Annotated in this window: 12 protein-coding genes; 8 read left to right on the forward strand and 4 right to left on the reverse strand. The window is 72.4% G+C overall.

Going from position 1 to position 13,540, the window contains the following annotated elements; all coding sequences use genetic code 11:
* The first annotated feature begins 151 nt into the window (after window positions 1-151).
* The 4 genes from Saso_RS22225 to Saso_RS22240 all read left to right on the forward strand — a co-directional run bounded on the left by Saso_RS22225 (window position 152) and on the right by Saso_RS22240 (window position 5,438).
* Entirely contained in the window at window positions 152-1,147 is a 996-nt protein-coding gene (locus Saso_RS22225; protein ID WP_229901436.1) for an LCP family protein, read from the forward strand.
* Window positions 1,148-1,264: 117 nt separating this feature from the next.
* Window positions 1,265-1,621 (forward strand): YciI family protein, encoded by a 357-nt coding sequence (locus Saso_RS22230; RefSeq protein WP_189925188.1) that lies wholly within the window; start codon window positions 1,265-1,267, stop codon window positions 1,619-1,621.
* A gap of 286 nt (window positions 1,622-1,907) precedes the next feature.
* Window positions 1,908-3,140, forward strand: a complete 1,233-nt coding sequence (locus Saso_RS22235; RefSeq protein ID WP_189925186.1) for an RNA polymerase sigma factor — start codon at window positions 1,908-1,910, stop codon at window positions 3,138-3,140.
* Between the two features lie 258 nt (window positions 3,141-3,398).
* The gene (locus Saso_RS22240; RefSeq protein ID WP_189925184.1) at window positions 3,399-5,438 is read left to right on the forward strand and encodes a cell wall-binding repeat-containing protein; all 2,040 of its coding nucleotides are present in this window, start codon (window positions 3,399-3,401) and stop codon (window positions 5,436-5,438) included.
* Here Saso_RS22240 and Saso_RS22245 read toward each other — a convergent pair.
* Window positions 5,416-6,612, reverse strand: coding sequence for a THUMP-like domain-containing protein (locus Saso_RS22245; protein ID WP_189925182.1), 1,197 nt, complete (start codon window positions 6,610-6,612; stop codon window positions 5,416-5,418). The two genes, Saso_RS22240 and Saso_RS22245, sit on opposite strands and share 23 nt — an antisense overlap.
* Before the next feature lie 232 nt (window positions 6,613-6,844).
* Between Saso_RS22245 and Saso_RS22250 the strand changes: the two genes are divergently transcribed.
* The 4 genes from Saso_RS22250 (at window position 6,845) to groL (ending at window position 10,981) form a co-directional block, all read left to right on the forward strand.
* A complete protein-coding gene (locus tag Saso_RS22250) occupies window positions 6,845-7,846 on the forward strand; it encodes a polysaccharide deacetylase family protein (protein WP_189925180.1) in 1,002 nt (333 codons plus the stop codon).
* Window positions 7,847-7,896: 50 nt separating this feature from the next.
* The gene (locus tag Saso_RS22255; RefSeq protein ID WP_189925550.1) at window positions 7,897-8,688 is read left to right on the forward strand and encodes a polysaccharide deacetylase family protein; all 792 of its coding nucleotides are present in this window, start codon (window positions 7,897-7,899) and stop codon (window positions 8,686-8,688) included.
* 247 nt (window positions 8,689-8,935) lie between these two features.
* On the forward strand, window positions 8,936-9,244 hold the full coding sequence (gene groES / locus Saso_RS22260; RefSeq protein WP_020132158.1) for a co-chaperone GroES: 309 nt from the start codon (window positions 8,936-8,938) through the stop codon (window positions 9,242-9,244).
* Between the two features lie 111 nt (window positions 9,245-9,355).
* The gene (gene groL, locus Saso_RS22265; protein WP_189925178.1) at window positions 9,356-10,981 is read left to right on the forward strand and encodes a chaperonin GroEL; all 1,626 of its coding nucleotides are present in this window, start codon (window positions 9,356-9,358) and stop codon (window positions 10,979-10,981) included.
* Between the two features lie 141 nt (window positions 10,982-11,122).
* Here groL and Saso_RS22270 read toward each other — a convergent pair whose 3' ends face one another.
* The 3 genes from Saso_RS22270 to Saso_RS22280 all read right to left on the reverse strand — a co-directional run bounded on the left by Saso_RS22270 (window position 11,123) and on the right by Saso_RS22280 (window position 13,520).
* Window positions 11,123-11,830, reverse strand: a complete 708-nt coding sequence (locus tag Saso_RS22270; RefSeq protein ID WP_189925177.1) for an ester cyclase — start codon at window positions 11,828-11,830, stop codon at window positions 11,123-11,125.
* Window positions 11,831-11,919: 89 nt separating this feature from the next.
* The gene (locus Saso_RS22275) at window positions 11,920-12,693 is read right to left on the reverse strand and encodes an SDR family NAD(P)-dependent oxidoreductase (RefSeq protein WP_189925174.1); all 774 of its coding nucleotides are present in this window, start codon (window positions 12,691-12,693) and stop codon (window positions 11,920-11,922) included.
* A 122-nt stretch (window positions 12,694-12,815) separates the two neighbouring features.
* Entirely contained in the window at window positions 12,816-13,520 is a 705-nt protein-coding gene (locus tag Saso_RS22280; protein WP_189925173.1) for an MOSC domain-containing protein, read from the reverse strand.
* Window positions 13,521-13,540 lie beyond the last annotated feature (20 nt).

Genomic DNA, 13,540 nt, shown 5'->3' on the forward strand with positions numbered 1-13,540 from the left:
CGTCCTAACAGTGCGCTCATAATTCGGACTTACGTTCCTGTCCGTGACGCGACACGAGGCACAGGACGACGCGGGCGCAGGAACGGACACCGGGACGGGCCGCGGGACGGACACCGCTCCGGCCGGTCCTGCCGGGCGGCGGGCGAGGGCGCTGAAAGCCGCCGGGCTCACCCTGGCCGCCGTCCTGGTGGCGGGCGCCGCGACGGCGGGCTGGGCGTACTGGCACCTCAACGGCAACATCAAGAGCGTCGACATCGACAACGCGCTCGGTGACAACCGTCCCGCGCGGGCGGTCACCACCCCGTCCCCGTCCGGATCGGCGTCCGCCTCCCCGCTGCCCACCGGGGCGGTGAACATCCTGGTGCTCGGCTCCGACTCGCGCAGCGGCAAGGAGAACCAGGAGCTGGGCGGCGGCGACAGCACCGGCGCCCGCTCCGACACCGCGATGGTCGTGCACGTCGACGCCGGCCGTACGACGGCCACCGTCGTCTCCGTGCCGCGCGACACCCTGGTCACCCGCCCCGCGTGCCCGTTGCCGGGCGGTGGTTCCACGGGGGTCGCGTACGGCGTCATGTTCAACACCGCCTACTCGGTCGGCGGTCCGGTCTGCGCCGTGAAGACGGTCGAGGCGATGACCGACGTCCGCATGGACCACTACGTCGAGGTCGACTTCTCGGGCTTCGCGAAGCTCGTCGACGCGCTCGGCGGGGTCACCGTCACCACCGGCGAGGACATCGACGACGACGACAGCCACCTGCACCTCGCGGCCGGCACCCACCGGCTGGACGGCACCCGGGCCCTCGCCCTGGCCCGCACCCGGCACGGCATAGGCGACGGCAGCGACCTCGGCCGCATAGGCCTCCAGCAGAACCTGGTGAAGGCCCTGCTCCGGCAGATCGCCTCCACCGACCTGCTGACCTCCCCCACCCGGCTCTACACGGTCGCCGACGCGGTCACCGGCAGCCTCACCACGGACACCGGCCTCGACTCCCTGGCCGAACTGACCGATCTGGCCCGGAGCCTGGAGGGCCTGTCGGCCACGGGCCTGACGACGGTGACCATGCCCGTCGTGGCGGCCCCTTCCGATCCCAACCGGGTGGTGGCCCAGGAACCGGCCGCGAGCGCTCTGTGGAAGTCCCTGCGCTGAGGCCGCCGGGACGGCCCCGAAAAGAATTCCGGCGACGGTGTCGATCCGGGCCGGCGCCGTTCGACGCAGGGGTGAGAGGCCGGGAAGGACCCGGCCCACCGCACCCGAGGAGTCACCATGCCCCGTTACCTGTCGCTCGTGAGGATCGACGAGGCCACCGCCCCCGCCGAGGGCCCGAGCCCCGAGCTGATGCAGCGGATGGGCGAGCTGATCGAGGAGATCACCAAGGCCGGTGTGATGCTCCAGACCGAGGGGCTGACCCCCACCGCGCAGGGCGCCCGCGTGCACTACGAGGGGGGCCGGATCTCCGTCACCGACGGACCCTTCACCGAGTCCAAAGAGGCCGTCGGCGGCTACGCGATCATGCAGTGCAAGGACCGGGCCGAGGCGATCGAGTGGACGAAGCGGTTCCTCAAGGTCCACGAGGAGTTCTGGACCGTCACCTGTGAGGTGCGGGAGATCGCCGAGGGCTGAGCGGTCCCCGGCGCGCGCCGGGGCGTTCCTTGGTCCGGGCGGGTGCCGGGGTGTTCGATGGTGGGTTGTGGAACAACGCCCCACCGACACCCCCCGGCCCCCCGACCCCGCCGACGCCCCCGGCCCCACCCCGGAGCCCGGCCCACCCGGTGACGCCGAGCCCGCCCGCGCCCCCGGTCCTGTCCGCGACGCCGGTCCTGTCCCCGCACCCGGGCGGCCCGGCGGCCCCGGGCCCGCCCACGAACCCGGGTCCGTTTCCGGTGGCCGGTCGGGTCCGGATCCGCGTGTGGCGATCGAGACCGTGTTCCGGCTCGAGTCGCCGCGGGTCATCGCCGCCGTCGCACGGGTCGTGCGGGACGTCGGCATCGCCGAGGAACTGGCGCAGGACGCCCTGGTCGCCGCGCTGGAGCAGTGGCCGCGCGACGGGGTGCCGGACAACCCCGGCGCCTGGCTCACCGCCACCGCCCGGCACCGTGCCGTCGACCTGGTCCGGCGCCGGGAGAACTACGCCCGCAAGCTCCAGGAGATCGGCCGGAACCTGGACCCGGTGGCCTCGCCGGAGGAGCCCGCCGACCCCGACGCCATCGACGACGACCTGCTCCGGCTCGTCTTCACCGCCTGCCACCCCGTGCTGTCCGCCGAGGCCCGCACCGCGCTCACCCTGCGCCTGCTCGGCGGGCTGAGCACACCCGAGATCGCCCGCGCCTTCCTGGTCCCCGAGGCGACCGTGGCCCAGCGCATCGTGCGCGCGAAGAAGACGCTGGCCACCAGGAACATCGCCTTCGAGGTGCCGTACGGACCCGACCGCGAGGCCCGTCTGGGCTCGGTCCTCGACGTCATCTACCTGATCTTCAACGAGGGGTACGCGGCCACCGCCGGCGACGACTATCTGCGCCCCGCGCTGTGCGAGGACGCGCTGCGGCTGGCCAGGCAGCTGGCGGCGCTGATGCCGAAGGAGCCGGAGGTGCACGCCCTCGCCTCCCTGCTGGAGTTCCAGGCGTCCCGCACGGCCGCCCGTACCGCCGCGGACGGCAGTCCCGTCCTCCTGGAGGACCAGGACCGCCGCCGCTGGAACCGCATGCTCGTCGCCAGGGGCATCGCCGCCCTCGACCGGGCCGGCGCCACCGCGACGGGCGCTCCCGGCCCCTACGCCCTCCAGGCCGCCGTGGCCGCCTGTCACGCGCACGCCCGCACCTACGAGGACACCGACTGGAAGACCATCGCCACCCTCTACGGGCTGCTCGCCCTGCGGACACCGTCCCCGATCGTCGAGCTCAACCGCGCGGTCGCCGTGTCCATGGCGGACGGGCCGGGACCGGCCCTGGAGATCGTCGACGGCCTCGCCGGCGAACCGGCCCTGCGCGACTACCACCTCCTCCCCAGCGTCCGCGGCGACCTGCTGCTGCGACTGGGCCGGCCGGCGGAGGCGAGGCCCGAGTTCGAACGGGCGGCGGAGCTGACGGGCAACGAGCGGGAGCGCGCACTGCTGCGTGCGCGGGCCGAAGGATGCCGCGATTGATCCAGGCCGAGGTCCGGGCCGGCGTCCGGGCCGATGTCCGGCCCGGCGGATCTCACCGGCACGCCCGCAAGTTCGCACATGTGTGGCGCGTAAATCCGTTCCCATCGGGGTGACGCAGACCTAGAGTGATCCGGCCGCTGTGAAACATCTGTGCGGCCGACGGTCAGGCGACGGGGGACGGCGCCGACCGGGCCCGCAGCGCGGCTCCACCGACATCATCGCGACATCACGTGATCCCCGGGGGTCGACAACTTGAGAATGTTCACGCGCCGCCGCGCCGCGGCGCTCGCCACCGCGGTGGCACTCGCCGCCGCGGGCACCCTGGCCGCGGCACCCGGTGCCGTCGCCGACGACGCCGGGCCCTGGCCGGGCACCGAGGGCAAGATCCTCAACGACGGGGGTCTGGTCATCGACCCCGTCACCGGAAAGACGAGCACCATCCCCAACGTGGGGAGCTACGCCACCTGGGCGCCCGACGGCAGCCGCGTGCTCAGCGTCTCCGGCCAGATCTCCAGCGTGCTGCCCAACGGCACCAAGAAGATCACCCTGCCGTGGGCCGAGGGCCTGCGCTCCAGCGCCCCGTACGAGGACCTGACCTTCTGGAACGGCGGCCGCTACGTCGTCTTCGCCAGCGGCGGCCAGCTCGCCTACGGTCCCTCCGACGCCTCGTGGGCGCCCGGTCCGCTGCTCCCGGCGAACCTGGAGCCGGCCACCGTCTGCGACTCCGGGCCGAGCGTGAACGTCAACGGCCTGGTCGCCTTCGAGCGCCGCGCCGGAAGCTGCTCCGCCGCCGCCGGCGTGTACCTCTACGACAGCGGCGCGCGGACGGTCAGGCTCGCCCTGGCCGACGCCGAGCAGCCCGCCTGGTCCCCGGACGGCACCAAGCTGGCGTTCGTCCGCAAGGACACCGACGGCAACCCCCAGATCTTCACGGCGAAGGCCGACGGCACCGACGTCAAGCAGCTCACCACTGGCCCGCGCCGGTTCGCCTCGCCGTCCTGGTCGCCCACCGGCAAGCGGATCATCTTCGACGCCCACACCTCGCCGAACAGCGACGACGTGCACACCGTCGAGTACGCCGACGCGACGACCGGCGAGCTGACCGCGGTCACGGACGCCACGCAGGGCACGCACGTCGGCAACCCCAGCTGGCAGCCGCTGCGGCAGAACAGCACGGGCCGCGTCTGGGGCGCCAACGCCTACCTCACCGCGACCGCCTCGTCGCGCTGGACCTGGAACACCCTCGGCCGCAGTGAGCCCGGGCTGATGAACGCCAAGTCCGCGGTGCTGGTCAACCAGGACGACCCGGCGTACGCCGTCACCGCCCCCGCCCTGGCAGGCCGGAAGGAGGGCCCGGTGCTGATGACCCAGAAGACCGGGCTCTCGTCGACGACGAAGAACGAGCTGAAGCGGATCCTGGCGCCGGGCAAGCCCGTCTACCTGACCGGCAGCGCGTCCGTCCTGGACAACACGGTCGCCGCCCAGGTGAAGGCGCTCGGGTACGTCCCCGTGCGGCTGACCGGCGCGGACCGCTACGCGACGTCGGTGATGGTGAGCAGGACCATCACCTCCGCCCCCAAGTACGTCTTCCTGGCCGGCGGCACCGAGTACCGCGCGGCGCTCTCGGCGGCGGCCGCGGCCGGCTCCGACGGCTCCGCCAGCGCGGCCGGGATCGTCCTCACCAACGGCAACAAGCTGACCGCGTCGGTGCAGGCGTACCTGAACAGCCTCAACCCCGACAAGACCATGATCATCCCGGTCGGTTCGGCGGCGAGCTACGCGCTGACCCACACCGCCTTCTCCCGGTGGCCGTCCACGTACTCGTACTACCCGATCTCGGGGACCACGGACGGCTCCCTCTCGGTGGCCATCGCCATGTTCTGGTGGACCGCGCCGAACATGACCGGCCTCGCCTACTCCGGCGCCTGGCGCGACGGAGTCTCGGGCGCCGCGGCGATGAACGTCTTCGGCCCCCTCCTGTGGAGCAGCAGCGCCACCACCCTGTCGCCCGAGGTGAACAACTACCTCGTGCGCGAGACCGCCAGCGTCAACTCCATGGTCGGGTTCGGCGGCACCGGCTCGCTCGCCCAGGCGGAGCTGAACACCGCGGGCACCTCGATGAGCGCGGGCAGCGCGTACTTCACGTACCGCCCGTACTACAACGGCCTCGTCCCGGCGGCGACGTCGGCGCGGGCTCTCGCCGCGGGCACCGACGGCGGCGCCCCGGGCGCCACGCGTCCCGAGCGGGTCGGCGCCCAGCCGAACCTGGCACCGCTCAAGACGCTCCACCGGCAGTAACCGCCTGCCCGGCGGGGGCGCCGACGAGCATCGTCGGCGCCCCCGCCACCCGGGTCAGGAAGACGGTCGCCGAGTGCGGCCCGTGACCCTTGGGGAGCACCTTTTTGCGCAGCTCCTCCGGCTCCACCGCGGACCCGCGCTTCTTCACGGTCAGGATCCCGACCCCGCGCTCGCGCAGCAGGGACTTCAGCCTCTTCACGTTGAAGGGCAGCCGGTCGGTGATCTCGTAGGCCGTCGCGTACGGCGTGGGGCGCAGGGTGTCCGCGGTGACGTAGGCGATCGTCTCGTCGATCAGCCCGCCGTCCAGTTCCTCGGCCACGTCGGCGACCAGATGCGCCCGGATGACGGCCCCGTCCGGCTCGTACAGGTACCGCCCGACGGGCCGCACGTGCGGGTCGGGCAGTCCGCGGCCGAGCAGCGTCCGCGGCCCGGGCAGCAGGGTGGCCCGCACGGCCCCCGGCTCGGTCCCGAACCACAGCACCGCCTCCTTCACGTCCCCGCCGTCGGAGATCCACTCGGCCTCCGCCTCGGCGGGGATCGCCTCGTGCGGCACACCGGGTGCGATCTTCAGGGCGGCGCGCGGGGCGGCGAGAGCGGCGCCGACCGCCCAGGACAGGGGAGGGGAGTAGGCCTCGGGGTCGAAGATGCGACCGCGGCCTCCCCGGCGGGCCGGATCGACGAACACGGCGTCGTAGCCGCCGGTGTCCACCTCCGTGACGTCCGCCTCCCGCACCTCGATCAGGGCGCTCAGCCCGAGCGCCTCGGCGTTCGCGCGCGCCACCTCCGCCGTTGCCGGGTCCCGGTCGACGGCCAGCACCCGGATCCCGGCCCGGGCGAGCGCGATCGCGTCACCGCCGATCCCGCAGCACAGGTCGGCGACCGAGGTCACGCCGAGCGCCTTCATCCGCTCGGCCCGGTGCCCGGCGACACTCGCGCGCGTCGACTGCTCCACCCCGTTCGGCGTGAAGAACATGCGTTCCGCGTCCGCGGCCCCGAACTTCACCGCGGCCCGCTGCCGCAGCCGGGCCTGGCCGATGGCGGCGGACACCAGCTCGGTGGGGTGCTCGCGGCGCAGCCGGGTGGCGACGGCGAGTTCGTCGGCGGGAGCGGTGCCGCGCACCGCTTCGAGGAGGGCGCGGCCCTCGGGGGTGAGCAGCGGAGCGAGGACGGTCACCCCCTCATTGTCGGGCCCGCGCCCCACCCCCGCGGACCTGGGGGTGCCGCCCGCCCTCGCGGACCCGGGGGTGCCGCCCGCCCCCGCGGACCCGGGCCCCGGTCGGCCGGTCGGGGCGTCGGTCGGCCCGGCGGACCGCCGGCGCCCCGCTGTGGGCCAGTCGGTGGATGGTGCGCGGCCGGCGGAGGTGTCGGTCCGGGTTCCGGGGCGGTGGCTGCGAGGATCCGGCGCCATGGGACCTGTCGTACAAGATGATGACAAGCGCGGCTGTTCTCACCTGCCGCGCCGGCGCGCGCTCAGCGGCATCCGGCGCGCGGGCGGGCGTGCGGGGATCCGGAGCGTGTTCGTCGTCCTCGCGCTGGCCGTCCTCGCGTCGGGCTGCTCGGGAGGCGGTGAGGGTCCCGGCCGCGCGGCCCGCCCCGCGCCGGGCCAGCAGCCCGCGAAGGCGGCACCCCCCGAGGCGCCGCCCGCCCGCGCCCTGCACGGCTACGCCGGCCGGCTCCGCGCCGCGCACCGGGCCCGCGTCGCCGCGGCCAGGCGCTGGGGCCTCGGGCAGGTCCCGCTGACGCCCCCGGCGCCGCCCGCGCACAAGCCGGAGATCACCACCCGCAAGGGCTTCGAGGTCGACGGTCACGAGGAGCTCGGTCTCCCGCCGGTCTTCACCGGCGTCCCGACCGAGGACAAGGTCGTCTTCCTCACCATCGACGACGGCGCCGAGAAGGACCCGGCGTTCCTGCGCATGATGAACGAGCTGAAGATCCCCTACACCGCCTTCCTCAGCGACTACCTGGTCAAGGACGACTACGGCTACTTCAAGAAGCTTCAGGACCTGGGCGTGGGCCTGAACAACCACACGCTCCACCACCCCTACCTGCCCGCCCTCTCCTACGCCCGCCAGAAGCGGGAGATCTGCGGCATGCAGGACGTGATCGAGGAGCGCTACGGCAAGCGCCCCACCCTCTTCCGGCCGCCGTACGGCAACTACGACCGCGACACCCTGCGGGCCGCGAAGACCTGCGGGGTGCGCTACGCCCCGCTGTGGGACGAGGAGGTCTTCGTCGACCACTGGGAGTACCGCGAGGAGGACCGGGACCTGCACCCCGGCGACATCGTCCTGAGCCACTTCCGCGGCCGCGGCGACTGGAAGGGCACGATGCCCGACATGGTCCGCCGCTTCATGGACAAGGTCACGGCGAAGGGCTACGCGGTGGCCCGGTTGGAGGACTACCTGTGAGCGCCCGGCCCACGGTGCGGGGGCTGCCGGTCGCCCGCCTGCTCCTCGCGATGCTCATGACCCTGGCCGCCCTGGTCGCCCTGCCGGGCTGCGCCCAGTCCGTCGACCCCATCGAACGGCTGGGCAAGAAGGCGGCCGCCCGGGTCCGCCCGCACGGCCCTGCCGCGGAACAGGCCTACCGCCGCTGGGGCCTGACGGCTCCGCTGGCCCCGGCGCCCGCCGCTCCCGCGCGCTCCCTGGCGGGCAGCCCCGGCGCGGCCGTCCCGCCGGTCGTCGACCACGTGCCGACCGCCGACCGGGTCGTCTTCCTCACCTACGACGACGGCGCCGAGCGCGACCCCCGTTTCGTCGACATGGTCCGCGAACTGCGCCTCCCGGTGAGCCTGTTCCTCACCGACAGCGTGGTGGGCCCGGGCTACGCCCACTTCGCCCGCCTGCGGTCGGTCGGCGCCGGCATCCAGAACCACACGCTGGACCACCCGGTCCTGCGCGGTCTGCCGTACGCCGGACAGCGCGCCGAGATCTGCGGCCAGCAGGACAAGCTCCGCGCCCGGTTCGGCCTGCGCCCCCGTCTCCTGCGCCCGCCCCACGGCGCCTACGACGCCACCACCCGCCGGGCCGCCGCCGACTGCGGCATCGCGGCCGTCGTCCTGTGGCGCGCCGCGATGGGCCCGGCCGGCCTCACCTACACCCACGGTCCCCGCCACCTGCGCCCCGGCGACGTCGTCGCGGTGGCCCCGGACGAGTCGACCGGCCCGGGCCTGCGGGAACGCACGACCCGCCTCCTGCGCCAGATCCAGCGACAGCACCTGACGGTGGCCCGCCTGGAGAACTACGTCTGACGAGTGTTTTCGGCCCGTCCGGCGCTCGGGGACGAGGCCCGTCCAGGGCCGAAATCCCGCCGACGCGCCACGAGCATTGGCACTCCGCTTGACCGAGTGCTAATCGCGGTCATAGTCTCGCTTCTGGCACTCCCCCCTGGAGAGTGCCAACAGCGACGGGCAGGTCCGGCACCCGCGACGACGGATCCACCTGGTCGCCACCTCAGACAGTTAGCCCCGTGAGATCTCCGAAGGGGGAGGTCGGATCGTGACGACCACCAGCTCCAAGGTTGCCATCAAGCCGCTCGAGGACCGCATCGTGGTCCAGCCGCTCGACGCCGAGCAGACCACCGCCTCTGGCCTGGTCATCCCGGACACCGCGAAGGAGAAGCCCCAGGAGGGCGCCGTCCTCGCCGTGGGCCCGGGTCGCTTCGAGAACGGCGAGCGCCTGCCGCTCGACGTCAAGGTCGGCGACGTCGTCCTGTACAGCAAGTACGGCGGCACCGAGGTGAAGTACAACGGCGAGGAGTACCTCGTCCTCTCGGCTCGCGACGTGCTCGCGATCATCGAGAAGTAATTCACCCAGTTTTGCAGTGAACTGCGCTCCTGGCCCCGCGTGTTTGTGAAGCCGGGTGCCGGGGGCGCAGTTCGTTTCTCCCACTTTTTCCGAGAGGGCTGAACCGCTCCCATGGCGAAGATCCTGAAGTTCGACGAGGACGCCCGTCGCGCCCTCGAGCGCGGCGTCAACAAGCTTGCCGACACGGTCAAGGTGACGATCGGCCCCAAGGGCCGCAACGTCGTCATCGACAAGAAGTTCGGCGCCCCCACCATCACCAACGACGGTGTCACGATCGCCCGTGAGGTCGAGCTCGACGACCCGTACGAGAACCTCGGCGCGCAGCTGGTGAAGGAGGTGGCGACCAAGACCAACGACATCGCGGGCGACGGTACGACCACCGCCACCGTGCTCGCCCAGGCGCTGGTCCGCGAGGGCCTGAAGAACGTCGCCGCGGGTGCCTCCCCGGCCGCCCTGAAGAAGGGCATCGACGCCGCCGTCAAGGCCGTCTCCGACGATCTGCTGGCCACCGCCCGCCCGATCGACGAGAAGTCCGACATCGCCGCCGTCGCCGCGCTGTCCGCCCAGGACCAGCAGGTCGGCGAGCTCATCGCCGAGGCGATGGACAAGGTCGGCAAGGACGGTGTCATCACCGTCGAGGAGTCCAACACCTTCGGTCTGGAGCTGGACTTCACCGAGGGCATGGCCTTCGACAAGGGTTACCTGTCGCCGTACTTCGTGACGGACCAGGAGCGCATGGAGGCCGTCCTCGAGGACCCCTACATCCTCATCAACCAGGGCAAGGTCTCCTCCATCGCCGACCTGCTGCCGCTGCTGGAGAAGGTCATCCAGACCAACTCCTCCCGCCCGCTGCTGATCATCGCCGAGGACGTCGAGGGCGAGGCCCTGTCGACCCTGGTCGTGAACAAGATCCGCGGCACGTTCAACGCGGTCGCCGTCAAGGCCCCCGGCTTCGGTGACCGCCGCAAGGCGATGCTCCAGGACCTGGCCGTCCTCACCGGCGCCACCGTCATCTCCGAGGAGGTCGGCCTCAAGCTCGACCAGGTCGGCGTCGACGTGCTCGGCTCCGCCCGCCGCGTCACCGTCACCAAGGACGACACCACGGTCGTCGACGGCGCCGGCGACTCCTCCGAGGTCCAGGGCCGCGTCGGCCAGATCAAGGCCGAGATCGAGAACACCGACTCCGACTGGGACCGCGAGAAGCTCCAGGAGCGCCTCGCGAAGCTGGCCGGCGGCGTGTGCGTGATCAAGGTCGGCGCCGCCACCGAGGTGGAGCTGAAGGAGAAGAAGCACCGTCTGGAGGACGCCATCTCCGCGACCCGCGCCGCGGTCGAGGAGGGCATCGTCTCCGGTGGTGGCTCCGCCCTGGTGCACGCCGCCAAGGTGCTGGAGGACGGCCTGGGCAAGACCGGCGACGAGGCCACCGGTGTCGCCGTGGTCCGCCGCGCCGTCGTCGAGCCGCTGCGCTGGATCGCCGAGAACGCGGGCCTCGAGGGCTACGTCATCACCTCCAAGGTCGCCGAGCTCGACAAGGGCCAGGGCTTCAACGCCGCGACCGGCGAGTACGGCGACCTGGTCAAGGCCGGCGTCATCGACCCGGTCAAGGTCACCCGCTCCGCCCTGGAGAACGCCGCCTCCATCGCCTCCCTCCTGCTGACGACCGAGACCCTGGTCGTCGAGAAGAAGGAAGAGGAAGAGCCGGCCGCCGCGGGCCACGGCCACGGCCACGCCCACTGACGCAGCGCGTCGGTAGGACACACGGCAGTACCGAGGCCCGGCACCCTTGAAGACAAGGGGTGCCGGGCCTCGGCGTTCTCCCCGCCCCGGTCCTGTCCCCCCGGTTCCACCGCCCGGTCCGCCCTGTTCCACCGCCGCGGGCTACTGCTCCAGCGCGTCCAGCGCCCCCAGCTGTTCCATCAGCCCCAGCCGGTCGTACTGCCACCAGGCTTCGGCGATCTTCCCGTCCTCCCTGCACCTGAAGACGGTCGTCCCGGTCATGGAGACCCGTTTCCCGGTGGCCGGGATCCCCATGAAGTCGCCCTTGTGGGTGCCGCTCCACGTCCACCGGTTGCACACGCGGTCGCCCTGTTCGATCTGGTCGTCGAGCGAGAAGGCGAAGTCGAAGCCGCCGCGCCACATCCCGATCTCCCGGCGCATCGCGTCCATCCCCACGGTGTCCTGCTCGTTGGCGGGGTCGTGGTCGTGGTACTCCTCGGCCACCAGGCCGTCCAGCGGCGGCAGTTCACCCGGCGCGCCGATCGCCTCGAAGAACCGCCGTGCCGTCCCGGCGTACAACTGGTCGTCCCGTACGACGTCGAGATCCGTGAAGGTCGGCAACTCGTCGCAGAGAGCCACCAGTTCCTGGAAGATCTTGTCCGTCTCGGGAAGGTTCGAGTTCCGCATCGCCTCCTCGTACGACGGGAACTCCACGATCTCGACGAAGTGCGACGCGTCGGAGCGGTCCTTGCCGACCACCGCGTGCGTCGCGGTCCGCTTGCCCCTGGTCTGTTCGACCCATGTGTCCATCAGCCGGTCCATCTCGTCGAACCGGCTGGTTCTGCAGTCGATGAGCTGTACGAACGTCATGACGCCGCCTCCGGCCCCCCTGGGTCCGGTCCTCGTCACGCCCATTTTCCCACCGGAGCGCCGACGTCACCCGTCCACCGCGGAGCCGCTCACTGCGGCCCGTACTTGCGGCCCGTCCGCGAGCTGATACCGCCCAGCAGCGAGCGGGGCGTCACCTTCACCAGTCCCATCAGGGCCTTGTAACGGGGGTCGGGGACCGACAGCGACTTCCCGCGCGCCAGGTCGTGCAGCGCCGCCGCCACCAGCTTGTCCGCGTCCAGCCACATCCAGCCGGGGATGTTGTCCGTGCCCATCCCCGCCCGCTCGTGGAACTCCGTGCGCACGAACCCCGGGCACAGGGCCATGAGCCGCACACCGCTGCCCGCCAGGTCCTTCGCCGCGCCCTGCGTGAACTGCACGACCCACGCCTTGGACGCCCCGTACGTCCCGCGCGGCACGAAGGCCGCCACCGAGGCGACGTTGACGACGCCCCCGCGGCCGCGCTCGCGCATCGCCGCGGTCGCCGCGGACGTCAGCCGCAGCACGGCCTCGCAGTGCACCTTGAGCATCTTCAGCTCGTCGGCCATGGACACGTCGAGGTAGCGGCCCTTGTTGCCGAAGCCGGCGTTGTTGACCAGCAGGTCGACGGGGTTCTTGCGGTTGCCGAGCCGGGCGGCCACCGCCTCGATGCCCTCGTCCGTGGCGAGGTCGGCGGTGAGCACCTCCGCCTCGATGCCGTGCCGGTCGTGCAACTCGGTCGCCTGCTCACGCAGCCGCTTGGTGTCCCGTGCCACGAGGACGAGGTCGTGCCCGTCCGCCGCCAGTCTGCGCGCGAACGCGGCGCCGATGCCCGCGGTCGAACCCGTAATCAGAGCCGTTGTCATGGCGCAAGGTTAGTGACCTGGAGTGCGGGCGTCCGTTCCCTGCACCCGGCCTCCCGAAGGTGAAGGCCCGGTGTGCACGCCCGCGCACCCCCGCCCCCGTGCCACGCCCCCCGGGCGCCCGCTCATCCCGCGGCCGTCCCGCTCCGCTCCTCGTCGGCCGCCGCCCCGTACTTCTCCAGGTACGCGCGGGCCTTCGCCAGCGCCTCCGGGTGCAGGGCGTCGCCCGCGGCGAGCAGCCGGGGCAGCAGTTCCCGGTGCGTGGTGACGGCCCGGAACTCCATCCGCGCCGTCACCTCGTGGTCCGGCCGGTGGACGACCGTCACCGGATCCCCCGCGCGGACCTCGCCCGGCACGACGACCCGCAGATACGCTCCCGTGGCCGCCTTCTCGGTGAACCGCCGCACCCACCGCTTCTCGCCGAGGTGTCCCTGGAAGGTGAGGCACGGTATCCGCCCGGAGGTCACCTCCAGCACGACGTCGGGTCCGACGCGCCAGTGCTCGCCGATCAGCGCGCCGGAGACGTCGAGCCCGGTGGTGGTGAGGTTCTCGCCGAACGAGCCGTCCGCCAGGGAACGCCCCAGCTCGCGCTCCCAGTCGTCGAGGTCCTCACGGGCGACGGCGTACACCGCCTGGTCGTCCCCGCCGTGGTGGCGCAGGTCGCACACGGTGTCCCCGGCCAGTCCGCTCGCTCCGACCCCCTTGGGGCCGGGGGCGGCGATCCGCACGGGTCCCTCGACCGGTCGCTTGTCGATACCGGTCAGTCCCTGCGGCTGATCGGTGTACGGCACGGCCTTCGGACGGCCCAGGTTCACAGACAGAAGCCTCATGGACGCACACTACGAGCACC

The sequence above is a fragment of the Streptomyces asoensis genome (genome assembly GCF_016860545.1).
GTDB classification, from domain to species: Bacteria; Actinomycetota; Actinomycetes; order Streptomycetales; family Streptomycetaceae; genus Streptomyces; species Streptomyces asoensis.

Bases quoted from the DNA above. Each gene is read 5' to 3' on its own strand.
- Saso_RS22230 (WP_189925188.1), top strand. From the start codon at position 1,265: ATGCCCCGTTACCTGTCGCTCGTGAGGATCGACGAGGCCACCGCCCCC.
- Saso_RS22240 (WP_189925184.1), top strand. From the start codon at position 3,399: ATGTTCACGCGCCGCCGCGCCGCGGCGCTCGCCACCGCGGTGGCACTC.
- Saso_RS22250 (WP_189925180.1), top strand. From the start codon at position 6,845: ATGGGACCTGTCGTACAAGATGATGACAAGCGCGGCTGTTCTCACCTG.
- Saso_RS22255 (WP_189925550.1), top strand. From the start codon at position 7,897: ATGCTCATGACCCTGGCCGCCCTGGTCGCCCTGCCGGGCTGCGCCCAG.
- groL (WP_189925178.1), top strand. From the start codon at position 9,356: ATGGCGAAGATCCTGAAGTTCGACGAGGACGCCCGTCGCGCCCTCGAG.
- Saso_RS22270 (WP_189925177.1), bottom strand. From the start codon at position 11,830: ATGACGTTCGTACAGCTCATCGACTGCAGAACCAGCCGGTTCGACGAG.
- Saso_RS22275 (WP_189925174.1), bottom strand. From the start codon at position 12,693: ATGACAACGGCTCTGATTACGGGTTCGACCGCGGGCATCGGCGCCGCG.
- Saso_RS22280 (WP_189925173.1), bottom strand. From the start codon at position 13,520: ATGAGGCTTCTGTCTGTGAACCTGGGCCGTCCGAAGGCCGTGCCGTAC.